Source organism: Pseudomonas shirazica (genome assembly GCF_015168335.1).
In the GTDB taxonomy this organism is placed as follows: Bacteria; Pseudomonadota; Gammaproteobacteria; order Pseudomonadales; family Pseudomonadaceae; genus Aquipseudomonas; species Aquipseudomonas asiatica.
This window is the reverse complement of the sequence record NZ_CP063456.1, coordinates 2,938,140-2,962,847: the sequence shown is the minus strand read 5'-3', so window position 1 is coordinate 2,962,847 and position 24,708 is coordinate 2,938,140. Positions and strand designations below refer to the sequence as shown.

19 protein-coding genes and 1 pseudogene are annotated in these 24,708 nt (G+C 65.6%); 10 read left to right on the top strand and 10 right to left on the bottom strand.

Going from position 1 to position 24,708, the window contains the following annotated elements:
• Positions 1-160: 160 nt before the first annotated feature.
• From IMX18_RS13485 to IMX18_RS13465, 5 genes are all read left to right on the top strand, one after another.
• Positions 161-1,003 (top strand): helix-turn-helix domain-containing protein, encoded by an 843-nt coding sequence (locus IMX18_RS13485; protein ID WP_013972098.1) that lies wholly within the window; start codon positions 161-163, stop codon positions 1,001-1,003.
• A 42-nt stretch (positions 1,004-1,045) separates the two neighbouring features.
• Complete coding sequence (locus IMX18_RS13480; protein WP_015269983.1) at positions 1,046-2,428, top strand: aspartate aminotransferase family protein; 1,383 nt, start codon at positions 1,046-1,048, stop codon at positions 2,426-2,428.
• A 178-nt stretch (positions 2,429-2,606) separates the two neighbouring features.
• Positions 2,607-4,100 carry an aldehyde dehydrogenase gene (locus IMX18_RS13475; RefSeq protein WP_015269984.1) on the top strand — a complete coding sequence of 498 codons (1,494 nt, stop codon included), beginning with the start codon at positions 2,607-2,609 and terminating at the stop codon, positions 4,098-4,100.
• A gap of 269 nt (positions 4,101-4,369) precedes the next feature.
• Positions 4,370-7,255 (top strand): HD domain-containing phosphohydrolase, encoded by a 2,886-nt coding sequence (locus IMX18_RS13470; RefSeq protein WP_217190836.1) that lies wholly within the window; start codon positions 4,370-4,372, stop codon positions 7,253-7,255.
• Between the two features lie 520 nt (positions 7,256-7,775).
• Positions 7,776-8,039, top strand: a complete 264-nt coding sequence (locus IMX18_RS13465) for a DUF3077 domain-containing protein (RefSeq protein WP_217190834.1) — start codon at positions 7,776-7,778, stop codon at positions 8,037-8,039.
• A gap of 194 nt (positions 8,040-8,233) precedes the next feature.
• Here the strand turns inward: IMX18_RS13465 and IMX18_RS13460 are convergent, their stop codons facing one another.
• A complete protein-coding gene (locus IMX18_RS13460) occupies positions 8,234-9,946 on the bottom strand; it encodes an FAD-dependent oxidoreductase (protein WP_054571864.1) in 1,713 nt (570 codons plus the stop codon).
• 194 nt (positions 9,947-10,140) lie between these two features.
• On the opposite strand from IMX18_RS13460, the gene IMX18_RS13455 reads away from it, so the two are divergent.
• The 4 genes and pseudogenes from IMX18_RS13455 to IMX18_RS13440 all read left to right on the top strand — a co-directional run.
• Positions 10,141-10,917: an IclR family transcriptional regulator gene (locus IMX18_RS13455; protein WP_085663306.1), complete on the top strand. Its 777-nt coding sequence runs from the start codon at positions 10,141-10,143 to the stop codon at positions 10,915-10,917.
• A gap of 140 nt (positions 10,918-11,057) precedes the next feature.
• Positions 11,058-12,110 (top strand): Gfo/Idh/MocA family protein, encoded by a 1,053-nt coding sequence (locus IMX18_RS13450; RefSeq protein WP_100413695.1) that lies wholly within the window; start codon positions 11,058-11,060, stop codon positions 12,108-12,110.
• Positions 12,111-12,127: 17 nt separating this feature from the next.
• Positions 12,128-12,943 carry a sugar phosphate isomerase/epimerase family protein gene (locus IMX18_RS13445; RefSeq protein WP_102083882.1) on the top strand — a complete coding sequence of 272 codons (816 nt, stop codon included), beginning with the start codon at positions 12,128-12,130 and terminating at the stop codon, positions 12,941-12,943.
• A gap of 364 nt (positions 12,944-13,307) precedes the next feature.
• A pseudogene (locus tag IMX18_RS13440) lies at positions 13,308-13,424 on the top strand (sugar phosphate isomerase/epimerase); the annotation flags it as partial.
• Positions 13,425-13,631: 207 nt separating this feature from the next.
• On the opposite strand, the gene IMX18_RS13435 reads toward IMX18_RS13440, so the two are convergent.
• The 5 genes from IMX18_RS13435 to IMX18_RS13415 all read right to left on the bottom strand — a co-directional run bounded on the left by IMX18_RS13435 (position 13,632) and on the right by IMX18_RS13415 (position 19,714).
• Complete coding sequence (locus IMX18_RS13435) at positions 13,632-14,957, bottom strand: MFS transporter (protein ID WP_217190832.1); 1,326 nt, start codon at positions 14,955-14,957, stop codon at positions 13,632-13,634.
• A gap of 191 nt (positions 14,958-15,148) precedes the next feature.
• Positions 15,149-16,828, bottom strand: coding sequence for an FAD-dependent oxidoreductase (locus IMX18_RS13430; RefSeq protein WP_217190830.1), 1,680 nt, complete (start codon positions 16,826-16,828; stop codon positions 15,149-15,151).
• A 33-nt stretch (positions 16,829-16,861) separates the two neighbouring features.
• Entirely contained in the window at positions 16,862-17,182 is a 321-nt protein-coding gene (locus IMX18_RS13425; RefSeq protein WP_025339629.1) for an NIPSNAP family protein, read from the bottom strand.
• Positions 17,167-18,900: an FAD-dependent oxidoreductase gene (locus IMX18_RS13420; RefSeq protein ID WP_217190829.1), complete on the bottom strand. Its 1,734-nt coding sequence runs from the start codon at positions 18,898-18,900 to the stop codon at positions 17,167-17,169. Before IMX18_RS13420 ends, IMX18_RS13425 begins: the two co-directional genes overlap by 16 nt.
• A 4-nt stretch (positions 18,901-18,904) precedes the next feature.
• Entirely contained in the window at positions 18,905-19,714 is an 810-nt protein-coding gene (locus tag IMX18_RS13415; protein WP_217190827.1) for a shikimate dehydrogenase family protein, read from the bottom strand.
• Between the two features lie 154 nt (positions 19,715-19,868).
• Between IMX18_RS13415 and IMX18_RS13410 the strand changes: the two genes are divergently transcribed.
• On the top strand, positions 19,869-20,639 hold the full coding sequence (locus IMX18_RS13410) for an IclR family transcriptional regulator (protein WP_015269995.1): 771 nt from the start codon (positions 19,869-19,871) through the stop codon (positions 20,637-20,639).
• Between the two features lie 239 nt (positions 20,640-20,878).
• Here the strand turns inward: IMX18_RS13410 and IMX18_RS13405 are convergent, their stop codons facing one another.
• From IMX18_RS13405 to IMX18_RS13390, 4 genes are read right to left on the bottom strand one after another with little or no spacing between them, the layout of a single operon-like run.
• Positions 20,879-21,922, bottom strand: a complete 1,044-nt coding sequence (locus IMX18_RS13405) for an ABC transporter substrate-binding protein (RefSeq protein WP_015269996.1) — start codon at positions 21,920-21,922, stop codon at positions 20,879-20,881.
• Positions 21,919-23,052, bottom strand: coding sequence for an NAD(P)/FAD-dependent oxidoreductase (locus IMX18_RS13400; protein WP_015269997.1), 1,134 nt, complete (start codon positions 23,050-23,052; stop codon positions 21,919-21,921). Before IMX18_RS13400 ends, IMX18_RS13405 begins: the two co-directional genes overlap by 4 nt.
• Positions 23,049-24,407: an FAD/NAD(P)-dependent oxidoreductase gene (locus IMX18_RS13395; RefSeq protein ID WP_100413692.1), complete on the bottom strand. Its 1,359-nt coding sequence runs from the start codon at positions 24,405-24,407 to the stop codon at positions 23,049-23,051. The genes IMX18_RS13400 and IMX18_RS13395 overlap by 4 nt, the downstream gene beginning before the upstream one ends.
• Entirely contained in the window at positions 24,404-24,694 is a 291-nt protein-coding gene (locus IMX18_RS13390) for a (2Fe-2S)-binding protein (RefSeq protein ID WP_013972115.1), read from the bottom strand. Before IMX18_RS13390 ends, IMX18_RS13395 begins: the two co-directional genes overlap by 4 nt.
• Positions 24,695-24,708: the final 14 nt, after the last annotated feature.

The following is a 24,708-nucleotide window of genomic DNA, read 5'->3' as shown; positions in this document are numbered from 1 at the left end:
ACCCCGCCGGTACCCGGAATCACCCTTTGGGGTGAGCCGGGAGGGGGCTTTGCCGGCTCACCCCAAAGGGTGATTTCGGTGTTTGCAGTGTCATGGGAGTATCTGGCCAACGACGCACCGCACTGGCGGCGGTGCCTTTACTTGAGACGGCAGGCCCACAGTGACTGATCAATTGCTTTCGCAACAGTGGTTCGAGCACCAGGCCAAGGTCACCGAGGCGATCGGCCGACCGGGCTTTGCCGCCACCTTGTTTGCTGCACTTGGCGTGATCCGGCCGATCCAGGCGACCACGGTGTACCTGTACCCGCACGACGGCATGCCCTGCGCGCTGTTCGAGCAGGACGACAAGGCGCCCTGGCAGCCCGAGGGCAATGTCAGCCGCTACCTGTCCGGCTTCTATCTGCTCGACCCGTTCTACGGCGCCTGTGTGGAGCAGGTCGAGTCCGGCTGCTACGGCCTGTTCGAAGTGGCGCCCGACCATTTCGAGGTCAGCGAGTACTACCAGTCGTTCTACCGGCACTCGCATCTGGAGGATGAGCTCAACTACATCCTGCAGGTCGCGCCCGGGCAGAGCCTGGCAGTATCGCTGGCGTTCACCGACAAGCTCGATGGGCAAACCCGTGCGTTGTTCGCGCGTATCACGCCCTGGGTGCTGGCGGTGCTCAGCAAGCATTTCGCCGGGCTGGACAGCCGCGCCGGGCGCTTCGAGAACATCCTCGAGCAGCGCATCCACGCGGCGCTGAACAACTTCGGCAGCTCGCTGCTGACCGAGCGTGAATGCCGTATCGCCCAGCTGATCCTGCGGGGCCACTCGACCAAGTCGCTGGCCGAGCGCCTGGGGGTGTCGGAGGACACCATCAAGTCACACCGCAAGAACGTCTACGCCAAGCTCGACATCGGCACCCAGTCCGAGCTGTTCTCCCTGTTCATCGACGCGCTGGCCAATGCCCAGGGCGTGCTGGGCAAGGACCCGCTGGAAAGCTACATGGGCAAGCTGCGCTGAGCGCAAGCCACCCTGCAACCCCACCGCAAAGGAAAACCAACAATGAATGCGCCTTTCGCCCCGCAACGCCAGACCCGCGACTACCAGGCAGCCGATGCCGCGCACCACATCCATGCCTTCCTCGACCAGAAGGCGCTGAACGCCGAAGGGCCGCGGGTGATCGTCGGTGGCGAACGCCTGCACCTGTGGGACAGCGAGGGCAAGCGCTACCTGGACGGCATGTCCGGCCTGTGGTGCACCCAGCTCGGCTACGGCCGCCGCGACCTGACAGCCGCCGCGGCCACGCAGATGGACCAGTTGGCTTACTACAACATGTTCTTCCACACCACTCACCCGGCGGTGATCGAACTGTCCGAGCTGCTGTTCAGCCTGTTGCCTGGGCACTACAGCCACGCGATCTACACCAACTCCGGCTCCGAGGCCAACGAGGTGCTGATCCGTACCGTGCGCCGCTACTGGCAGGTGGTCGGCCAGCCGGACAAGAAGATCATGATCGGCCGCTGGAACGGTTACCACGGCTCGACCCTGGCGGCCACGGCGCTGGGTGGCATGAAGTTCATGCACGAAATGGGCGGGTTGATCCCGGATGTGGCGCACATCGATGAACCGTACTGGTACGCCGAGGGCGGCGAGCTGACCCCGGCCGAGTTCGGCCGCCGCTGCGCCCTGCAGCTGGAGGAGAAGATCCTCGAACTGGGGGCCGAGAACGTCGCCGGCTTTATCGCCGAGCCGTTCCAGGGCGCGGGCGGCATGATCTTCCCGCCGGAAAGCTACTGGCCCGAGATCCAGCGCATCTGCCGCCAGTACGACGTGCTGCTGTGCGCCGATGAAGTGATCGGCGGCTTTGGCCGCACTGGTGAATGGTTTGCCCACGAGTACTTCGGCTTCGAGCCCGACACCCTGTCCATCGCCAAGGGCCTGACCAGCGGCTACGTGCCCATGGGTGGCCTGGTGCTGAGCAAGCGCATTGCCGAGGCGCTGGTGGAGCGGGGCGGGGTGTTCGCCCACGGCCTGACCTATTCCGGCCACCCGGTGGCGGCGGCGGTGGCCATCGCCAACCTGAAGGCGCTGCGTGACGAAGGCATCGTGCGCCAGGTGAAGGACGACACCGGGCCGTACCTGCAACGCATCCTGCGCGAGGTGTTCGCCGACCACCCGTTGATCGGCCAGGTTCAGGGTGCCGGGTTGGTGGCGGCGCTGCAGTTCGCCGAGCACAAGCCGACGCGCAAGCGCTTTGCCAACGAGAACGACCTGGCCTGGCAGTGCCGTACCTTCGGTTTCGAGGAAGGGGTGATCATTCGCTCGACCCTGGGCCGGATGATCATGGCGCCGGCACTGATCGCCAACCACAGCGAGCTGGATGAGCTGGTAGAGAAGACCCGCATTGCCGTGGACCGCACGGCGCGCCTGGTCGGCAAGCTCTAGACCGCTGATCCCTGTGGGAGCGGGCAAGCCCGCGAACACCGGCGAAGCCGGTGCCATCCACCGTGTCGCCTGGTTCGCGGGCATGCCCGCTCCCACAGAGGGAGTGCGGCGTGCTTGCGGACTGTGTGGTACCTGTTACTTGCGCAAGACGACCGCATGACGGTCGCCTGGAGTACAAATGTACACTCTCGGATTCTGGCAACAACGTGCCTCGGACCTCTACCTCCCGGCCAATGCACTGATCGACGGCAAGCCCGTCAACGCACAGGACGGCGCTACCTTCGCCGCCATCAACCCCGCCACCAACAAGGTATTGGCCCAGGTCACCGCCTGCGGTCAGGCCGAGGTCGACCTGGCCGTCGCCAGCGCCCGCAGGGCTTTCGAACAAGGCCCATGGCCGCGCATGGCCCCGGGTGAGCGCAAGAAAGTGCTGCAGCGCCTGGCCGAGCTGATCCTGGCCCATCGCGAAGAACTGGCGTTGCTGGACTCGCTGAACATGGGCAAGCCGGTCATGGACGCCTACAACATCGACGTGCCGGGCTCGGCGCAGGTGTTCGCCTGGTATGGCGAGGCGCTGGACAAGCTGTACGACCAGGTGGCACCCACCGCGCCCAACGCGTTGGCCACCATCACCCGCGAAGCCCTCGGCGTGGTCGCCGCCGTGGTGCCGTGGAACTTCCCGCTCGACATGGCCGCCTGGAAGCTCGCCCCGGCGCTGGCTGCCGGCAACAGCGTGGTGCTCAAGCCCGCCGAGCAATCACCGTTCTCGGCCCTGCGCCTGGCCCAGCTGGCGCTGCAGGCCGGTGTGCCGGAAGGCGTGCTGAACGTGGTGCCGGGCCTGGGCGAGCAGGCCGGGCAGGCACTGGGCCTGCACCCGGACGTGGACTGCCTGGTGTTCACCGGCTCCACCCAGGTGGGCAAGTACTTCATGCAGTATTCGGCCCAGTCCAACCTCAAGCAGGTATGGCTGGAGTGCGGCGGCAAGAGCCCCAACCTGGTATTCGAAAACTGCCAGGACCTGGACCTGGCTGCGGAAAAGGCGGCATTTGGCATCTTCTTCAACCAGGGCGAAGTGTGCTCGGCCAATTCGCGGCTGTACGTGCAGCGCTCCATCCATGACGAGTTCATCGAGCGCTTGCAGGCCAAGGCCCGCCAGTGGCTGCCAGGCAACCCGCTGGACCCGGCGAGCCGTGCCGGTGCAATTGTCGACGCCGGTCAGGCTGGCCGGATCGAAGCCGCCATCGCCCGCGCCGGGCAGGATGGCGCGCGGTTGGTGTGTGGTGGTCGGCGCCTGACCATCGACGGCTCGGACAATTACATCGAGCCGACCATTTTTGCCGGTGTCGATGGCCGTATGAGCCTGGCGCGGGAAGAGGTATTCGGGCCGGTGCTGGCGGTCAGTGCCTTCGACAGTGAAGAGCAGGCCGTGCGCCTGGCCAACGACAGCATCTATGGGCTGGCGGCGTCGGTGTGGAGCGATGACTTCAACCAGGTGCACCGCGTGGCACGGGCGTTGAAGGCCGGCACCGTATCGGTGAACACGGTCGATGCGCTGGATGTGACGGTGCCGTTCGGCGGCGGCAGGCAGTCCGGGTTTGGCCGCGACCTGTCGCTGCACTCGTTCGACAAGTATTCGCAGCTCAAGACCACCTGGTACCAGTTGCGCGCCTGATACCCTGAAGGCATACCCAGGACCTGTAGGAGCGGCCTTGTGTCGCGATAGGGCTGCAAAGCAGCCCCAGGGTTTCAGCACAGATGCACAAATTGCCGGGGCTGCTTTGCAGCCCTATCGCGACACAAGGCCGCTCCTACAAGGGCCGGTACTGGCTAGAAGAGCCATGCAAGACTAAATTTCTTCTCTAGCCCGGCAAAAAGCCCGTCCGCCCTCTACACTGCTGCGGGTATCAGCCAAGGCAATGTGCCATACATGGAGTACCTGGGATGGGCTGCGTGTCGAATGGTCGTGCTGCTGGCAACGCCGGACGTAGCATTTCACTGCAGTGGCTGGTGGCACTCGCCATCGTGCTGGGCATGTTGCTGCTCGGCGCCGCCCTGGCCTGGCAGGGCTATCACGGCATTCGTCAGACCTTGGTTGCCGCAGCGGGTGATTCTGCCCAGCAAATAGGCAAGACCATCGACGAGCGCGCCCGGCGCCTGATCGACCCCGTGCACAGCAGTATCCGCCTGCTGGCCCACAACCCGGCCGCGCAAACCCCGGCTCAGCGCCTGGAACGCTTGCCGCAACTGGTCGAGACGCTGGACGCCAACCGCATGCTAAGTGCTGCCTACATGGGTTACCCCAGTGGTGAGTTCCTGCTGGTGCGCCGCTTGCGTGACCCGCAGTTGCTGCAGCGTTTCGCTGCGCCGCCGGGCACGGTATTTCTGGTGCAGAGCGTCAGCCGTGAGGGCGGGGAGGTGCAGGGTGAATGGCGCTTCTACGACCGCTCGCTGAACCTGCTGCAGGCCCAGGCCAAGCCTGAATACCGCTACGATCCTCGCACGCGCCCATGGTTTGTCGAAGCCAGTGCCCAGCCCACCACCGTGCTGACCCACCCCTATGTGTTCTTCACCACCCGCGAGATCGGCCTGACCATGGCCCAGCGCAGCCTCGACGGCGGGGCGGTGATCGGCATGGACGTTTCGGTCGACGACCTGGCCAGTGAGACTCAGGGCCTGCGCATGACCCCCGGCACCGAGATCGTCGTGATCGACGACCAGGGCAGCGTGGTGGCCTACCCGGACCTGCAGCGGGTAATCGTGCACGAAGGGCAGGCCGTGCGCTTGTCGCGCATCGCCGAACTGGGCATCCCCAGCCTGGAGCACCTTTACGCCGACCTGCCGCAAGGCCCCCGGCCGCAGCCTTATCAGGTGGACGGGCAGACCTGGTATGGCATGCGTGTGCAACTGACCAACCTGGCCGGGCAGGACCTGCAGGTGCTGATTGCCGTGCCAGGCCATGAGTTGCTGGCCGGTGCACGCAAGGTACTGCTCGAACAGTTGCTCTGGACCGCTGCCCTGATAAGCGTGCTGCTGGTGCTCGGTGGTGTGCTTGGCCGGCGTATCGGCCGCCCGTTGCGGTTGCTGGCTGAACAGGTACAAGGCCTGGCTGGCTTTGATTTCAGCCGCGAAGTCGGGGTGCGCTCGCGGGTATCCGAAGTGCGCGAGCTGAGCCGCGTGCTTAGCCGCATGTCCGGCACCATCCGCAGCTTTCAGGCGATTACCCTCACACTCAGTAGCGAGCGCGACCTGGAACGCATGCTCGACGGTGTGTTGACCCATCTGGTGGAAGCCGCCGGGGGCAGTGCCGGCGTGGTTTACCTGTTCGATGCCGAACACGCCTTGCTGCGCCTGGCCGCTGCCTGCCATGGCGAGCAGTACCCTGGCGAGCTGGCCGTGGACGAGACTGCCCAGCAGCACCTGGCCACGGCAGTGAGCCAGGCCCTCGGCCTGCATGAGGGCACCCTGGCCTTGGTGCTGAATGACCGCAGCCAGGCGCTGCTGGGCATATTGATCCTGCAACTGGGCGATGGACATGTACACGAGCAGGCAGGCCAGCCGTTGCGCAGCTTTGTCGCGGAACTGTCCGGGGTGGCGGCGGTGGCCATCGAGACGCGCCAGCTGGCCGAAGCCCAGCAACGCCTGCTGGATGCCATGATCAAGTTGCTGGCCGATGCCATCGATGCCAAGAGCCCCTATACCGGTGGCCATTGCGAGCGGGTGCCACAACTGGCGCAGATGCTGCTGGACCAGGCGGTGGCGGCCGAAACCGGCCCGTACGCCAGTTTCAGCATGACCGCGGCTGAACGCTACGAATTCCACGTCGCGGCCTGGCTGCACGACTGTGGCAAGGTCACCAGCCCCGAGTATGTAGTGGACAAGGCGACCAAGCTGGAAACCTTGTACAACCGTATCCACGAGGTGCGCATGCGTTTCGAGGTGCTCTGGCGGGATGCCGAGCTGGCTTATTGGCAAGGCCTGGCCAGCGGTGGCGACCAGCAGGCGCTGCAAGCCACCCTGGTGCGCAGCCAGGCGCAGTTGCAGGACGACTTCGCCTTCGTCGCCCAGGCCAACATCGGCGGCGAGTTCATGCAGGACGCCGACATGGAGCGCCTGCAGCAGATTGGCCAGCGCCTTTGGCAGCGCCATTTCGACAACCGCCTGGGCATCTCCCGTGATGAGCTGGAGCGCTTTGCTGACGTGCCTCCACCTGCGCTACCGGTTGACGAGCCACTGCTGGCCGACCGCCCCGAGCATTGCGTGCCCTGGGGCCCCCGCAAGCCGCCGGTGGCCAAGGACGACCCGCGCAACCGCTGGGGCTTCGACATGCGCCTGCCGGCCTGTGCCAGCAATTACGGCGAGCTGTACAACCTGGCGATCCGCCGCGGCACGCTGAATGACGAGGAACGCTTCAAGATCAACGAACACATCGTGCAGACCATCATCATGCTCAGTTCCTTGCCGTTCCCCCGCCAGCTCAAGCGGGTTCCGGACATCGCTGGCAACCACCACGAGAAAATGGACGGCAGCGGCTACCCGCGCAGGCTGGGCGAGCAGGACCTGGGCATTGCCGAGCGGGTGATGGCGATTGCCGACATCTTCGAGGCGCTTACCGCGGCCGACCGGCCCTACAAGGCGCCGAAGACCTTGTCCGAGTCGGTGAAGATCCTGGTGGGCATGGCCCGCGGCGGGCACATCGACGGCCAGTTGCTGGAGCTGTTCCTCAGCAGCGGGGTGTACCGCCAGTATGCCGAGCGGTTCCTGCGTGCCGAGCAGATCGACGAGGTGGACGTGGCGTACTGGCTGGGGCAGATGCGTTGCCCGGCTTGAGCGAAAAATCAGATTTAGCCCCTTCCTTGTAGGCCATTTCCCAAAGATACTCACGCCGCCTGTTTCCCGTTGCGGCCGCTTTGGCAGCGCTCTAGTCTCGGCGGGTCGCTGCACATCAGCGATCGGCTTTGACAGGCCGCGACGAGATACTTCGCATGGCTTTGCGCTTCATGGTGGCTGTGCATGGGGCACGTTCGCGTGCGCCGGTTCTGGTATCCGCCGGTCTGTCAACCTATGTACAGCTGCCACCTACTTGTTTGACAGCAGGCCGGTAGTGGCCCAACAAATGGATACCAAAGCATGCTGAAAGTTGTCCCCGATCCACCCCACATCCCCCGATTCCTTCGAAGACACTTTGCACCAGGGCATAAGTAATGTGTTGCCTGTTCTGGCCTCTTCGCGGGCACGCCCGCTCCCACAGGATCTTCACCGTACTCAAGAGTTGCACAGTACCTGTGGGAGCGGGCGTGCCCGCGAAAGGGCCAGTGCAAGCAGTCGAGAAATTTCAGGGGATTCACCAATGACCACAGAAGAGACCCAATTTACCGTCGGCAAGACCACCTTCTACCAAGGCGAAAACGGCACCCATCCACTGTTCCGCATCGAGCCCGGCATCCCCTGCCGCGATGCCCGCGAGCAGTCCTCGGAATTGATGGGCTATGTCCGCGAACTGACCATTACCGGCCTGATGGATGAGAAACCGATGATGATCTGGGCCGCCCATTACCTGAGCGCGATGACCAAGGCGCTGATGGATGATGCCGAACTGGGCATGAAGCACTGAGGTATCGCAGGCAGGCGCGGTTTCCTGTAGGAGCGGCCTTGTGTCGCGAAAGGGGTGCGAAGCGCCCCCAACGATCTGTGCATCACCGCAAAAACGCCGGGGCCGCTTTGCGGCCCTTTCGCGACACAAGGCCGCTCCTACAGGAATCGCGCCGTCCATGAGGTACAGGGCATGGCCATCAGTGATCGCTCACCTCATTCATACTCCCGCACCCCAGCAATATGCCGCCCGGCCACATAGCCAAAGGTCAGCGCCGGGCCCAGGTTGATACCACCCGACGGATACCAGCCTCCAAACACGCTGGCCATGTCGGTACCCGCCGCATACAGGCCAGCAATCGGCTGCCCAGCTTCATCCAGCACTCGGGCATTCCCGTCGGTGCGCAGCCCGGCAAAGGTGCCAAAGCAGCCGGGCTGCACCTTCACCGCATAGAACGGCCCATGTTCGATAGGCGCCACGCAAGGGTTTGGCCCCTTGTGCTGCGGGTCACCCTGCTTGCGGTTGAACGGTGTGGAACCACGGCCGAACGCCGGGTCCTGGCCGTTGCGGGCATGGTTGTTGAAGTCGCTGACCGTGGCGCGCAACCCTACCGGGTCGATGCCGCAGGCCTGGGCCAACTGCTCGAGGGTGGCAGCCCGCTTGAGATAGCCGCTGCGCACGTGCGGCCACACCGGCAGTGGCGCCGGGCGGGCGTGGCCCAGGCCGTAGCGGCGCAGGAAACGGTGGTCGCAGACCAGCCACGAACACACCTCTTCGCCCTGTGGCACCGCCGCGACCATCGCTGACACGTAGTCGTAGTAACCATGCGCTTCGTTGACGAAACGCTTGCCGTTGGCCAGCACGCCGATGATGCCCGGTTTGCCGCGTTCGATGATGTGCGGGAAATGGCCGACGCTGCCGTCGCGGTGCGGCACGCGCGAAACCGGCGCCCAGGCCACCGGCGACTTCAGGTCGGTAGCGACCACGCCGCCGGCCGACTCGCCCAGGCGCAGGCCGTCACCCGAACAACCTTTGGGGGGCAGGGCCAGGTTGTCATGGCCACTGGCATCGCGCGGGAACAGTTGCTTGCGGCGGGCGTTGTCGTTGGGGAAGCCACCCGCCGCAAGCACCACGGCCTTGGCACGGATCAGTTGCTCGCCCTGCGGTGTAGCCACTAGCGCGCCCCGCACCTGGCCATCCTCGACCAGCAGGCGTTTGGCCGGCGCCGATTCCTGCAGGCGCACGCCCAGGTCTTGTGCCGACCTGGCCAGGCGGGCCACCAGCGCCACGCCGTTGACCAGGTGCATCGCCCGGCCGTACCGGGCCAGGTGATACAGGTGGCGGCCAAAGCGTTTGCACACGTGCAGCAAGGCCTTGGGCGAGCGGGTCATGTTGAGGAACGCGGCAAGGTCGGCACCCGCCATGATCGGCATGCCCATGAACGAGGTTTCGCGCATGGTCTTGCGCAGGCGTGGCAGCAGCGCACCCACCTCGCGGGCGTCATAGGGCGCGGCAATCACCTGGTGCCCGCCCTGGGCCGCGCCCGGTGTGTCGCCATGCATGTCGGGGATGCCGTTGCCGTCGGCAAACTGCAGTGCCGTGTGCTTTTCGAAAAACGTCACCATGTGCGGGCAGGCTTCGAGGAAGGCGTCGACGCGTTCGGCGTTGTAATACGCCCCCAGTTCATTGCGCAGGTAGGTACGCGGCTGCTCGATGTCCTCCTCGATGCCAGCCCGGCGTGCCAGCGGGTTGCGCGGCACCCAGGCCCAACCACCGGACCAGGCGGTGGCGCCGCCGAACACTGGCTCCTTCTCCACCACGATCACCTTCTGCCCATGCCAGGCCGCCGTCACGGCCGCAGCCAGCCCGGCGGCACCAGAACCTATGACCAGCACATCGCATTCGGTTTCGTAGGGAGCGGAAGGCATTGCGGGATTCCTGTATTGTTATTGGAACAAGGTTCCACATTCTTATTGGCAGCGAATCGGCCCGCAAGGGTATGGCGGCCCTTCCGGGCAAGTAATGGGCGATAACCGGACAGTTCGTGCCGCCCTTGCTGCGGCGGCTATTGGCGGTGTGGAATCATCTTCTAGAATTCGCAGAAATTTCAGGGACCTGTGTCATGGCTGGTAGTCAGATCGAACGCGCCTTCAGTCTTGTAGAAAGCCTTACCGGTGAGCCGCAAGGGCTGCCGTTGCAAACCCTGGCCGAGCGCCTGGATATCCCCAAGAGCGCCACCCATCGCATGCTCACCGAACTGGTGCGGCTGGGCTATGTGCGGCAGAACCGGGATAACAGCCGCTACCAGCTGTCGGCCAAGCTGGTGGCGCTGGGCTTCCGCTACCTGGCCAGCAGCGGTGCCGACATCATTCAGCCGATTCTCGACCGCCTGGCCCAGGACAGCGGCGAACTGGTGCGCCTTGGCGTGATCGACGGCGCCCGCCAGACCTGGATCGCCAAGTCCCAGGGTGCCCGCTCCGGGCTGCGCTATGACCCGGACATGGGCCGCGACGCGCCGCTGTTCTACACCGCGTCCGGGCATGCCTGGCTGGCCAGCCTGGACGATGAGCAGGCGCTGCAGATGGTGTTGCGCCAGGGTATTGCCGACCCGGCGCAGTTCGGCCCGAATGCGCCACGCTCCACCGACGAGTTGCTCACCTACCTGCGCCGCGCCCGCGAGCGTGGTTATGCCTGGGTCGAGGAAACCTCGGCCATTGGCACCTCGGCCCTGGCTGCGGTGGTGCGCCGCCCGCAAAGTGACGAGGTGATCGGTGTGCTGAGCATCGCCGGGCCCAGTGCGCGCCTGGCGCAAAGCCGCCTGGCAGAACTGGCGCCGCTGTTGCTGGCGGCGGCAGAGGAACTGTCGGCGGCCAGCCGGGCCAGTGAGTTGTTCGCCTGAAGGTGCATTTCCGGTCGATTACCGCACACTCTGTCCTGCGGCTTCTTCTTAAAAGCTGAACCTGGTTCTAAATTGTCGAATGTGGATTGTGGAATCAGATTCCGGAATCCGCATGACAACAATGACAAGAGGACAGGCTGTTGAACGCACCCCTTCGTATTGCCTTGATTGGCGCCGGCAGCATGGGCCGCCAGCATTACCAGCATTTGCTGAATGTGCCGCAGGCCCAGCTGTGCGCTGTGGCCGACCCGGGCCCGCAGGCCGAGGCCTTTGCCGCCGAATGCGGCGTGCCCTGTTTTGCCGACCACCGCCAGATGCTGGAGCACGCGCGCCCCGAGGCAGTGATCGTCGCCAACCCGAACAACCTGCATGTCGCCACCGCCCTGGACTGCGTCGAGGCCGGTGTACCGGTGCTGGTCGAAAAACCGGTGGGCGTGCACCTGGATGAAGTCCGCGCGCTGGTGGAAGCCTCGCGCCGCCACGATGTGCCGGTGTTGGTCGGCCATCATCGCCGGCATAACCCGCTGATCGCCAAGGCTCACCAGGTGATTGCCGACGGCAAGCTGGGCCGACTGATCAACGTCACCGCGCTGTGGCAGTTGCAAAAGCCCGACAGCTATTTCGACACCCCCTGGCGCCGCGAGCCGGGCGCTGGCTTCCTGCTGACCAACCTGATCCATGACCTCGACCTGCTGCGCCACCTGTGCGGCGAGGTGGTACAGGTGCAGGCATTCACCCGCAACGATGTGCGCGGTTTTGCCAACGAGGACAGTGCCGCGGTGCTACTGCAGTTCGCCAATGGAGCATTGGGCAGCCTGACTGGCTCCGACGCGGTGGCCGCGCCGTGGAGCTGGGAGCTGGACTCCGGCGAAAGCCCCGTCTACCCGCGCCAGGATGGCCAACCGTGCTACCTGCTGGCCGGCACCCAGGGGGCCCTGAGCATTCCGCAACTCAAGCGCTGGCACTACGCCGAGGTCGGGTCGGGCTGGCACACGCCGTTGTTGCAGAGCGAGGAAAGCATCCCCGCCGGCGAGGCATTGACCTTGCAGTTGCAACACTTCGTGCGGGTTGCCCGGGGTGAGCAGGCGCCGCTGATCGATGCCGCCGATGGTGGCCGTACCCTGGCGCTGGTCCAGGCGATCCGCCAGGCCGCGGAAACTGGCCGGGCCCGTGCGCCCGAGCACATTGCTTGAATTGTCGGGTGACGATAATGACTGATCGAATTTTCTCCCTGGCGGCCCTGACGGTACTCGAGCTGTCCCCGCCGGACATGGTCGAGGCAGCAGCCCGCGCCGGTTACAGCCACGTTGGCCTGCGCCTGGTGCCCGCCACCGAGCAGGAGCAGCATTTCCCGCTGGTGGCCGATGCCGGCCTGCGCCGCCAGACCCAGGCGCGCCTGCGCGACACGGGCATCAAGGTGCTCGACCTGGAGATCCTGAGGCTGAAGCCGGAAACCTGTGTCGCCGATTTCGAGCCGATCCTGGCGGTGGGCGCCGAGCTGGGCGGCACGGAGCTGCTGGTGGCTGGCAACGACCCGGATGAAGCGCGGCTGACCGAGCGCTTTGCTGCGTTGTGTGACCTGGCGGCGAGGTATGGCATTCATCCGCACCTGGAGTTCATGCCCTGGACTGATGTGCGTGACCTGCGCCAGGCCATGCGGGTGGTGGCCAACGCTGACCGTGCCAATGGCTGTGTGCTGGTGGATGCCTTCCACTTCAACCGCTCCGGTTCTTCGCTGGACGATCTGGCGCAACTGGCACCGCAGCGCATGCGCTATGCCCAGCTGTGCGACGTTGCCGGCCCGGTGCCGGCCGAGATGGACGAGATCCTGCGCCAGGCACGCAACGAGCGGCGCTTCCCGGGCGAGGGCGATGCCGATCTGGTCGGCCTGCTGCGCGGCTTGCCGCCAAATGTGCCGTTGAGCCTGGAGATCCCCACACGGCAGTTGCTGGAACAGGGCATGAGCGGCGAACAGCGTGCGCGCATGGCGCTGGAGAAGGCCATGGCAGTGCTGGCCAGAGTCTGATTGATAGCGCGCGGCGCATGGCACGGGCTACCGCCCGTGTTCGCGGGCACGCCCGCTCCCACAGAGCTGCACATGATTCACTGACCTGGCAGGGGCCTTGTGGGAGCTGCAGATTTGCGGTGAGGCTGATGGCCCTATCGCCGGCAAGCCAGCTCCCACAGGTACAGCGCGTGGCTTGAGCCCTGTGGAGCACCTGTGGGGCTTTAGCCGCGAACACCGGCGCAGCCGGTGCCACGCACCGCGTTGGATTCTTCGCGGCTGAAGCCGCTCCCACAGGTACAGCGCATGTCTTGACTCAGGCGCGACCCCATATAGTGCGTGTATCAGATTGATCAAAAAAAGGCCCGCAAGCGTCCCGCAGAGAAGTGTGCCGTTGAGCCTGGAGATCCCCACGCGGCAGTTGCTGGAACAGGGCATGAGCGGCGAACAGCGTGCGCGCATGGCGCTGGAGAAGGCCATGGCAGTGTTGGCCAGAGTCTGATTGATAGAGCGCGGCGCATGGCACGGGCTACCGCCCGTGTTCGCGGGCACGCCCGCTCCCACAGGTACAGCGACAAGCTCTAGAGCAACGCTGTAACTGTGGGAGCTGGCTTGCCGGCGATGAGGCCGGGCAGGCAAGAACTGCTGTTTGCTGACTGGCCAAAAAAAGGGCCCGCAAGGGCCCCGTAGAGGAAAATGGTCAGCGCGTTCAGGCGCTCTCGATCTTGCGCGGCGCCATGAAGTACATCCACACCAGCGCCAGGAAGTACATCGCCGGGATCATGGTGAACAACACGGCATAGTTGTTATTGGTAGCGGTCAGCACGCTACCGACGATCTGCGTCATGAACATCCCGCCAATCGCCGCGCACATGCTGCCGAAACCGAACACCGTACTCACCAGGTGCTTGGGCGTGTAGTCCATCACCAGGCTCCAGATATTCGCCGTCCATGCCTGATGCGCGCCCACCGCCAGCGAGATGGCCGCCACCGCGACCCACAGGCCACTGGCGTTGGCGGCAAAGGTGACGCTGACCATGGTGCAGGCGAAGATCAGCATCGACACCAGCCGCGCGGTGGTGGCGCGCACGCCACGGCCGATCAGCCAGGAAGACAGGATGCCGCCGCCGATGCTGCCGAAGTCCGCCGTCAGCCAGATGATGATCAGCGGGATACCCATCTGGGTCACGTTGATGCCCAGGCTGTATTGCTGGTTGAGGAACGGTGGCAGCCAGTACAGGTAGAACCAGAACACCGGTGCGGTAATCGCGTAGGCCACCGCGAAAGCCCAGGTGCCACGCAGGCGCAGGATGCGGCTGAACGGCACGCGGGTTGGCTCGGGCTCGTAATCCTGCTGGATGTACTCCACCTCGCTCTGGCGCACGCGCGGGTGATCTTCAGGGTTGTAGTACTTCAGCACCCACAGCACCACCCACACCAGGCCCAGGCTGCCCATGGCGATGAACGCGGCCTGCCAGCCCCACACGGCCAGAATCAGCGGCAGCAGGGCCGGTGTGACCATGGCGCCGACGTTGGTGCCGGCATTGAACAGGCCGGTGGCGATGGCCCGCTCGCCAGCCGGGAACCACAGGCGCACGGTCTTCACGCAGGCCGGGTAGTTGGCGGCCTCGGTCAGGCCGAGGATGAAGCGGCAGACCATGAAGCCAGCGGCCGAGGTGGCCAGGCCGTGAGCGCCGGTGGCCAGGCTCCACAGCAGCACGGCGAAGAAGAACGCGCGCTTCACCCCGACCTTGTCGATCAGCCGGCCCTGCAGCAGGAAGCCGACCGCGTAGCCGACCTGAAACCAGAAGTTGATGTTGGCGTAGTCCATCGCCGTCCAGCTCATTTCCTTGGCCAGGACGGGCTGCATGATGCCGAGCGCGGCACGGTCGATGTAGTTCAGGGTGGTGGCGAAGAACACCAGGGCGAGCATGCCCCAACGGGTCTTGCCGACGCCGAAGGCGCCGCGAAGCTTGTCGCCGATCGAACCCTGGGGCATCCGGGGGGCGGCGGGGGTGATCTTGGAGTGGTTCATAAACTGCTCGATTCTTGAAATTGTATTCAGCTGCGGTGCTGCGAGTACGTGACCAGTTCCCAGGCAGGGGGCACGCAAGGCCGGTGCATGGTGAGCAGTGAAGGCGGCAGCGTCAATTAAAGGGAGGGGCTAGTGTTCGGTTACCGAACGGTTGCGTTGGGCCTGCGGGCGAGGCAAGGGGCAACGTGAATTCAGGTGGTCAAGGTACTCAACGCTCTACCAGCCAGATAACCGAATGTCATCCCCGGCCCCAGTGTGATACCGCCACTCGGGTAGTGCCCGCCCATCACGCTGTGCATGTCGTTGCCCACCGCATACAGCCCGGGGATCGGCCGCGCATTGCGGTCCAGTACCCGGGCCGAGGCATCCGTGCCCAGGCCGGCGAAGGTACCCAGGCTGCCCGGCAACAGTTTCACTGCGTGGAACGGCCCGTGCAGCAGTGGCCGCAGCGACGGATTGGGGGCTTGCGACGGCTCGCCCTGCGCCCGGTTGTAGGCCGATACACCGCGCTGGAAAAGCGGGTCTTCACCCCGGGTTGCATGGCGGTTGAAACCGTCCACCGTGCGCTGCAACTGCTCGACGTCGATCCCGCAGCGCTGCGCCAGTTCCTCCAGCGTGCGACCGCTGTGCAGGTAACCGCAGCGTTGATAGTGACGAGTGGGGAAAGGGAAGGGCTTGGCCCAGCCGATACCATAGCGACGTTGCGCGGCATGGTCGCAGATCAGCCAGGCTTCCGGCGCTTCACCCTGCGGCGTGGCGGCGAACAGCGCGTTCATGAAGTCGTGGTAGCAATCGGCCTCGTTGACGAAGCGCCGGCCATCGCCGCGCACGGCGATGAAACCGGGCTTGGCGCGATCGATCAAGTGCGGGAAATGGCCGAAACTGCCATCGCTGCGCGGCACCCTCGACACAGGTGCCCAGGCACCTGCATGGGTCGCAGTCGCCTGGACCATGCCACCGGCCTGTTCGCCCAGGCGCAGGCCGTCGCCGCTGTTTTCCCTGGGGGCTGCGGAGTAATGCTGGGTACCGTCCGGCGCATGTGGCATCAGGTGCGCGATGCGCTGGCGATCATGTGCAAAGCCACCGCAGGCCAGCACCACACCGCGGCGGGCGTGGATCATCTGGCCGTCGGCAAACTGTGCGCCGCTGACCCGGCCTTCGCCCAGCAGGCGGCTGGCCGGCTTGTCGGTCAGTAGCGTCACGCCCAGGTCCAGGGCGCTGCGCAGCAGCCGTGCCACCAGGGCGTTGCCATTGACCAGTTGCAGGCTGCGGCGGTGCAGCAGCAGGTCGCGGTAATGGCGCAGCAGGCGTTTGCCCACATGCAGCGCGGCCGTGGGCGAGCGTGTGGCGTTGAAGAAGGCGGCCATGTCGGCGCCGCCGGCAATGCCCATGCCGGCCAGGCTGACGATGTCCAGCGGTGGGCGCAGCTTGTGCAGCCAGGGCCCGAGCAGGCGCCCGTCGTATGGCAGGGCGCACAGCGAACGACCACCGCGCGTGCTGCCATCGCCTTCGCGCATGTCGGGCATGCGGCTGCCGCACTGGAACTGCACGGCGGTGTGTTGCTGGAAGAACGCCACCATCTCCGGGCCATGGTGCAGGAAGGCGCGCTGGCGCGGGTCCAGTTCGCTGACGTGGGTTTGCCCGCGCAGGTAGCGCTCCGGAGCATCGTCTGTCTCGACGATGCCTTCGGCAATGGCCAGCGGGTTGCGCGGTATCCACAGCCAGCCCCCCGACCAGGCACTGGTGCCGCCCAGTTGGCTGGCTTTTTCCGCGACGATCACCTGCTGGCCGTGATGGGCGGCAGTAACCGCGGCAGCCAGGCCAGAGGCACCGGAGCCGATGACAAGTACGTCACATTCGAGGGGTTGCATCGTAGGGTTCCGCTCAGGCGTTGGAGGAAGGTTTTACTGCAGCGGCGAAAAACCGGTGGGCCGCAGCATTCGCGACTGCAAGTGCAGCACCGCGCCCAGCTCGCGATTGCGCCTTGAGAACTCTGCCCAACGGGGGTCCGCTGCCATGGCTGCGCGGCGTGCCATGCGTTCGTCGAGGCTGGCATAGCCCCAGATATGCACCACCTGGTTGACCTCGCCGAACTCGCTGGTGAAAAAGCCGACCAGGTTACCGAGATGCTCGCTTTGCACCTCCAGCGCGTGGCTTTGGTACAGGCTCAGCCAGTCGGCCATTTTCAGTGGGTCGAGGGTGTAGGTTCTCAGTTCGTAGTACATGCTGGGGTCTCCATTTGGGTGGGTGGCGCCTGCAGGCGCGCGGCGATGTGGTTGGCAGCGAGCCAGCCGAATGTGAGGGCGGGGCCCAGGGTGATGCCGGGGCCGGGGTAGGTGCCTTTCATCAGTGAGTTCATGTCGTTGCCGACTGCATACAGCCCGGCAATCGGCTGGCCATCGCGGTTCAGCACGTTGGCCTGGGCGTTGGTCACCAGGCCGCGGGCTGAGCCAAGGTCGCCGGTGTGGATGCGGATGGCGTAGAACGGGCCGCTGGTCAGCGGCGCCAGGCATGGGTTGGGCGTGTGTTGCGGGTCACCCATGTAGCGATTGTAGCTGTTGCCGCCTTTGCCGAACGCGCGGTCGATGCCGTTGCGGGCGTCGGCGTTGAACTGCTCCAGGGTCTGCATGAATACCTGTGAGTCGACACCAATGGTCTTGGCCAGTGCCTGCGCTGTTGCGGCGCGGTGCAGGTAGCCGGCATGGATCAACGCCTGGTTGTCCACCGGCTTTGGCCGCGCCAGGCCCAGGCCGTAGCGGTTCATCGCTTCGGCATCGCAGACCAGCCAGCAGCTGGCGATGCCTTTGGCGAACATGGTCTGCACGAAGTGGTGGTAGGAATCGGACTCGTTGACGAAGCGTCGCCCGTCCGGGCCCACCGCGATCACCCCCGGCTTGGCGCGGTCGGTGACCAGGTGCGGGAAGCGCTCACGCTCGCCACTGGCATGGCGCAGTTCCGAAACCGGTGCCCAGAAGAAGTTGGCCACCAGGCCCTCACCCTGGGCTGCGGCCACGGCTTGGCCAAGGCGCAGGGCAGCGCCGTCATTTGTGGGCGGTGACATGGTCAGGTGCGGCGCTTGCCGGCCCGGCCGGTAGCTGTCGGCCAGCGCGCCTGCAGCGAACCCGCCCATGGCGCACACCACACCGCCCCGGGCCAGCACCCGTTCACGGCGCCCTTCGCGTTGCACCACCACGCCGGTGACCACGCCGCGTTCGACGATCAGTTCCAGGGCTTCGCTGCGCAACCACAGCTGCGTGCCATGGGCGAAGGCGCTGCTGGCCAGGCGGGCGATCAAGGCGTTGCCGGTGGTAAGGCGGGTGCCACGCGGATGATGCAGGCGGTCCCGCGCGTAACGCGCCATCAGCTTGAGGCAATGCCACAGCGACCGGGGCGAGCGGCGAATACTGAGAAAGTGCTGGATATCCACGCGGTTGACCATCATGCCGCCGAACAGCAACATGCCGGGCGGCGGCATCTGCAGGTCCTTGAAGTGCGAGCCGAGCTGCCTGCCGTCGTACTCGACCATCTCCAGCGCCCGGCCAAACTGGGTGGCACCGGGGGCGTCCGGGTAATAGTCCGGCGAATGCGGGCGCAGGGCGTAGCGCAGTTCGGTGTTCTGCTCCAGCCAGCGCAGCGCCTGGTGGCCATGCTCGATGAAGGCGTCGACCAGCGCGGGGTCATAGCCGTCGCCGATGACCTGCCGGAGGTAGGTGCGAATGGCCTCGGGGGAATCCACCGCACCAGCGGCGCGGGCTTGATCAGTACCATAGAGCCACACCGCCCCACCGGAAATTGCCGAGGTACCGCCAAAGTGCTCGGCCTTTTCCACCACCAGCACTTTCAGCCCCCGGCGGGCGGCGGTGGCGGCAGCGGTAAGGCCACCGGCGCCGCTGCCCAGCACGACCAGGTCAAAGTTGTGTTGCGCATGTTCATGGGTCGGCATGGCTTCAGATCTCCAGCGGCGTGACGCCCATGAAGGCGCCCAGGTGGCCGAGTTGGGCGAAGGCCATTTCCGGGCCGGTCTGGACCGCGCAGCCAACCTGGCGTGCCCGGTTCAGCAGCGGGGTGATCTCGGGCGAGGTGACCACATCGGCGACCAGGGTTTCGGGTTGCAAGGTGGCGAGCAGGGCGGCAGGCAGTGGCAGTTCCGCGCTACCGCCCATGCCGACAGGGGAGGCGTTGACCAGCAGGTCGAAGCCTTCCAGCCCGTCGACCCGGGTGGCGATTTCGACCGTGGGGAAGGCATTGCCGAGCAGCTCGCACACAGCGCCCATGCGCGCTGTGCTGGGGTCGCTGAGGGTGACGCTGGCGATGCCGGCCTCGCCCAATGCATAGGCAATGGCACTGCCGACCCCGCCGCAACCGATTACCAACGCACGCTTGCCCGCCGGCTCGAAGCCATGTTTGCGCGCAGCACCGAGGAAGCCGGCGCCGTCCACGTTGTCGCCCAGCAGTCGCCCGTCACGCTCTCGGCGAATCACATTGACCGAGCCCAGCGCGGCTGCGCGCTCGCTCAGGCCGTCAAGGCGGCTGGCCAGGGCCTGCTTGTACGGCACGGTGACCACGCAACCGCGCAGGTTCTGCCAGCCGCGCAGGGTGCCGGCGAAGGTAGCCAGCGCGGCCTCATGCAGATCGATGGGCAGCATGGCGAGGTTGCAGTTGTTGTTGGCGAACCAGGTGTTGAAGTTTTCGGGGGACTTCACCTGGGCAATGGGCGAACCGACGATGGCGACCAGTTCAGTCGAACCACGAATCATGCTGACCTCCTTATTGGCGTTGTTATGCAGGCCAAGGGTGAGGCAAGGGGGCGTGGGCAACAATGCGCTGATCGGGCGTTTGATGCGATAATCGCAACATTGATCCGGTTATCGCGGTAATCGGCTGTTTTTGCCCTGCTTGCGAGTCGAATAGATGAACACCCCCGCTATCCACCCCCGTGACCTGATCGCCGGCTTGCAGAAGGGCCTGGCGCTGATGCAGCTGTTCAGCGCCGAGCAGCCGCGCCTTAGCGTGCCGCAGGCGGCCAGGTTGTCCGGCCTTACCCCCAGTGCCGCGCGGCGGTTTCTGTTGACCTTGGTGCACGAAGGGTTTGCCGAAACCGACAGCCGTGAGTACTGGCTTACGCCCAAGGCGCTGCGCCTCGGCCAGGCGTATGTGGATTCGGCGCAACTACCGCGCATGCTGCGGCCGATAGTCGAGCAGGTGGCGCGGCAGACGCAGGAGCATGTGTCGGTGGGTACCCGTGATGGTGACGAGATCATCCATCTGGTACGCAGCCGCTACAGCCATGTGTCCTCGTTGTCGATCCGGCCGGGTTCGCGGGTGCCGATGTATTGCACTGCCGGCGGGCGTGTCTGGCTGGCCTGGCTGGATGAGGGGGAGCGGGATGCCTACTTTGCGCGTAACCCGCTGCGAGGGTTGACGCCTTATACACAGACGGACCGGTTGCAACTGGAGGCGGAGTTGCTGCGGGTGAGGGAGCAAGGGTTCTGTATCGTGGACCAGGAGTATGAAGTCGGCATGCGCGTGCTGGGTGTGCCACTTCTGGACCGGGCTGGCCGGCTGAAGGCGACATTGACCATCACCACCCATGCTTCGCGGTTGAGTGTGGATGAAATACGCTTGCGGTATCTGCCGACCTTGTATGAGGCCCAGGCGTTATTGCGGCCGGTGCTGGATTGAGGCGGTATGGTTCGGGAATCGTGCTGCCGTCTTCGCGGGTAAACCCGCTCTCATAGAACAACACATGACTCATTGGTTTAGTGAGGGTCTGTAGGAGCAGCCTTGTGCTGCGAAGAGGCCGGTACTGACAAAGCCTGTCTATTGCTTGTACCGGCCTCTTCGCAGCACAAGGCTGCTCCTACAAAGGACGCTTCAAACGAGCGATATTTGTTCTATACGTGACGGCCCAGGTCCTCGGCTTATCGCTCGATCTGGCGGTTCCAGCGCGCGTTCCACTCGGGGCGCTGGGTATTGACCTGGTCCCAGTCGATGGTCACTGCGGTCTGCAGGTAGGTCTGCATGGCTTCGACCTGGCCACGGGTCTTGTCGCTGGTGGGCGTGTTGGGGTTGGACGGGATCTGGTCACCCAGCTCCAGTGCCGGCGACTGCGCCTCGGGGCTGAGCAGGAACTCGGCGAGCTTCTGTGCAAGCTCCGGCTGGTCGTTGTTGGCCGTGACGCATTCGGCCTGGTTGAGCACCACGGCACCTTCCTTGGGCGCGGCGTACTCCACCGGGATGCCTTTGAGCTTCAGCGCCGTCACCTGAGTGGGGGTGAGCGGGAACAGCGCGGCTTCGTCGGTTTGCACCATTTCCGAGAGTTTGGCCGAGTTGGGGATGTACTCCAGCACGTTCGGGCCCACGTTCTTCTGCCAGGCGGCGAAGCCCGGGTTGACGTCGGTATCGCTACCGCCGTGCAGGCGGTTGTACATCAGGAAACCATGCAGGCCGAAGGTGGACGATGCCATCGACTGGAACACCACCTTGTCCTTGAAGCGCGGGTCGGCCAGGTCGTTCCATGAGGTAGGCGCTGCCCAGCCATTGGCCTTGAACAGGCGGCTGTTGTAGGCAAGCCCGGTCACGCCCAGGCTGACTGCGGCAGCCTTGTCCTTGATCAAAGCCTTTTCCGGCAACTGGGCCAAGGTCGGGTTGGGTTTGAGCGTGCTGCACAGGCCCATGCCGATGGCGCGGTACATGATGCCGTCATCCAGCACCATCACATGGATCGACGGCTTGTTCGGCGTGGCCTGGACCTTGGCCAGGATGTCGGCCGAGGTGCCGGGAACGATCACCACCTTCACCCCGTTGGCCTGCTCGAACCTTGGCAGGATATTGTCGCTGAACAGCCGCTCCATGGTGCCGCCGTTCATGCCCAGGTACAGCGTGGGTTGGGCCATGGCGGGCAGGCAGGCGAACAGGCCGGGCACGGTGCAGAACAGGGCGAGCAAACGTTGCTTGTGCGTCATGACAGGTTTTCCTTGTAGTGGTTGGGCTGAAAGCGGTTGATGGAAAAAGCCGCCAGGCTGAGTGCCGGCGCGCCGTGCAGGATGCATTGCGCCAACGCTTCACCGGCAGCCGGGCCTATCTGGAAGCCGGCACCGGCAAAGCCGAATCCATGCAGCAGGCCAGGCTGGTGCAGGCTGGGGCCGAGCACCGGTTCGTCATCGGGCAGGTAACCCTCGGTGCCGCTCCAGGTGCGTATGGCCTGGGCGCCCGCCAGTGCCGGGTACAGCTCGGTGGCGTTGCGCAGGATGTCGAGTACTGCGGCCTGGCCCGGGCGTGCGGTGGTCGGGGTCAGGGCAAAACCGCGCCCGCCACCCAGCACGCAGTTGCCACGCGCCACCTGGCGGGCGTAGATGCCGCCGCCTTCGACCCCGGTGCTGGCGGTCATGAACAGCGGCAGCGGCTCGGTGACCAGCATGGCCGGGTGGGCCGCGGTCAGCGGCGCCGGCTCGCCGAACCGCTCGGCCAGTTGCGCCGACCAGGCGCCGGCGCAATTCAACAGCCAGGGCGCCTTGAAGCCTTGGCCGCTGCTGGTGTGTAGGCTGAAGCGGTAGCCGTCGTGACCCACCTCCAGCACCTTGCACTGCTCATGCACCTGGGCGCCGCTGCGCTTGGCTGCCTGGGCGAAGGCCGGTGACACCAGCCGTGGGTTGGCATGGCCGTCCTCGGGGCAGTACGAGGCGCCGACGGCGATATCGCCCACCCAGGGGAAGCGCTGGCGCAGTTCGCGTCGTTCAAGCAGTTGCAGGCGCAGGTCAAAAGCCTGGGTACGCTGGGCATAGGCCTTCAAGGCATCGAAGTCGGTTTCGCTGCGTGCCAGCTTGAGGTGGCCGCTGCGGGCGTATTCGCCATCGATGCCGATCCACTCGCGCAGATTCCCCCAGATGGCATGGGCGCGCATCGACAATGGCAGCTGCGCCAACGAGCGGCCCTGACGGCGCACACCGCCGTAGTTGACCCCGCTGGAATGCGAGCCGCAGAAGTCGCGTTCCAGCAATGCCACTTGCCGACCAGCGCGGGCCAGGGTCAAGGCAGCGCTGCTGCCGACGATGCCGCCGCCGACGACGATGGCGTCCACTTCGATCAGCTTCATGGTTTTATCTCCAGGCCAAAGGGCAGGGGCTTGACCGGAGCCTGGCCACGCAGGCGCCCGACCTGGTCAATGGCCCGACCGCTTTCGCAGGCGATCAACTCGGCGGCAGCAGCACCGCACACGCGGCCCTGGCAGCGGCCCATACCGACTCGGCATATGGCTTTGACCCGGTTGATTTCCCAGTGCCCGGCACGCACGGTGGCGCGGATTTCCCCGGCGCTGATCTGCTCGCAGCGGCACACGGTGAGCTGGTCCGGAGCTTGCCGTGCCCACTGCTCGGGAAACGGAAAGGCCTGCTCCAGCCCCTGGCGGAAGCGCTGCAGGGTGGCCAGGCGCCTTTCCAGTTGCTGCTGGCGCTGCGGGTTGCCGGGCTTGCCGAGGTCGGCCAGCAGTGTCAGGGCGGCCAGTTCACCGCTCATCTCGGCACCGTCGGCACCGAGGATGCCGGCACCGTCGCCTGCCAGGTATACGCCGGGGCTGCTGGCCCGGCCCTGGGCATCACGTACCGGTAGCCAGGCGCGGTTGAGCGCGCTCCAGGCGAACTGGCAACCCAGCAGGTCGGCCAGTTGGGTTTCACTGCGCAGGGCGTGGGCGAATGCCATGGCGTCGCACGGCAGGTCGTGTTGCTGGCCATTGCTCAACCAGCGCACACCGCTGGCGCGTTGCTCGCCGTCGATACCCAGCAGGGTCACGCCCTGGTGCACGGGCACCCCCTTGCGGGCCAGCCAGGCTCGGTAGTACAGGCCCTTGGCAAAGGTGCCCGGTTGCAGAAGCAGGCGTGGCAGGGCACGCACCTGGGCGCTGAACGGTGAGGTGTCGAGCACCGCGCTGACCCTGGCACCGGCCTTGGCATACTGGTAGGCCACCAGGTACAGCAGCGGCCCGCTGCCGCCCAGCACCACCCGTTCCCCGATCGCGCAGCCCTGGAACTTCAGGGCGATCTGCGCAGCGCCCAAGGTATAGACCCCAGGCAGGGTCCAACCGGGTATCGGCAACACCCGGTCGGTGGCACCGGTGGCGACGATCACCCGGTCGAACGCCAGGCGGTCGGCCAGGTGGCCCTGTTGCAAGGTGTCCAGCACTTGGTTCTCGGCGTTCCAAACCAGGGTGTCCGGGCGGTAGTCGACCTGCCCGCGCAGTTGCTCGAGGGTGTTGTGCAGGGCTTGGGCCTTGCCGGCCTCGAAGCCGTACAAGGCTTTGGCCGAGCGGCGAAAATTGGCCGGCTGCTGGCGGTAGATCTGCCCGCCGCCGCGGCTGGCTTCGTCCAGCAGCACCGGGCGCAGGCCGTGGGCTACGAGGGTTTGCGCGGCGCGGATGCCGGCCGGGCCGGCGCCGATGATCACGATCGCACTCATGGCTGGCGCCCCGGGTCGCGGGTCACGCACTGGCCCGATTCCAGAAAGGTCGAGCAGGCGCGTACCCGGCGGCCATCCTGCAGCCGTACCCAGCAGTCCTGGCAGGCGCCCATCAGGCAGAAGCCGGCGCGTGGTTCGGCGTTGAAGTCGCTGCCGCGCAGGTGCCCGGCATTGGTCAGGATGGCAGTCAGCAGGGTATCGCCGCTCATGCCTTTGGCCGGTTGGCCGTCGAGCAGGAAAGGCACAGGCTCGCGGTCGTGTTCGGCCACGCGCTTGAACAGGGGCATGGGAGCATTCCTTG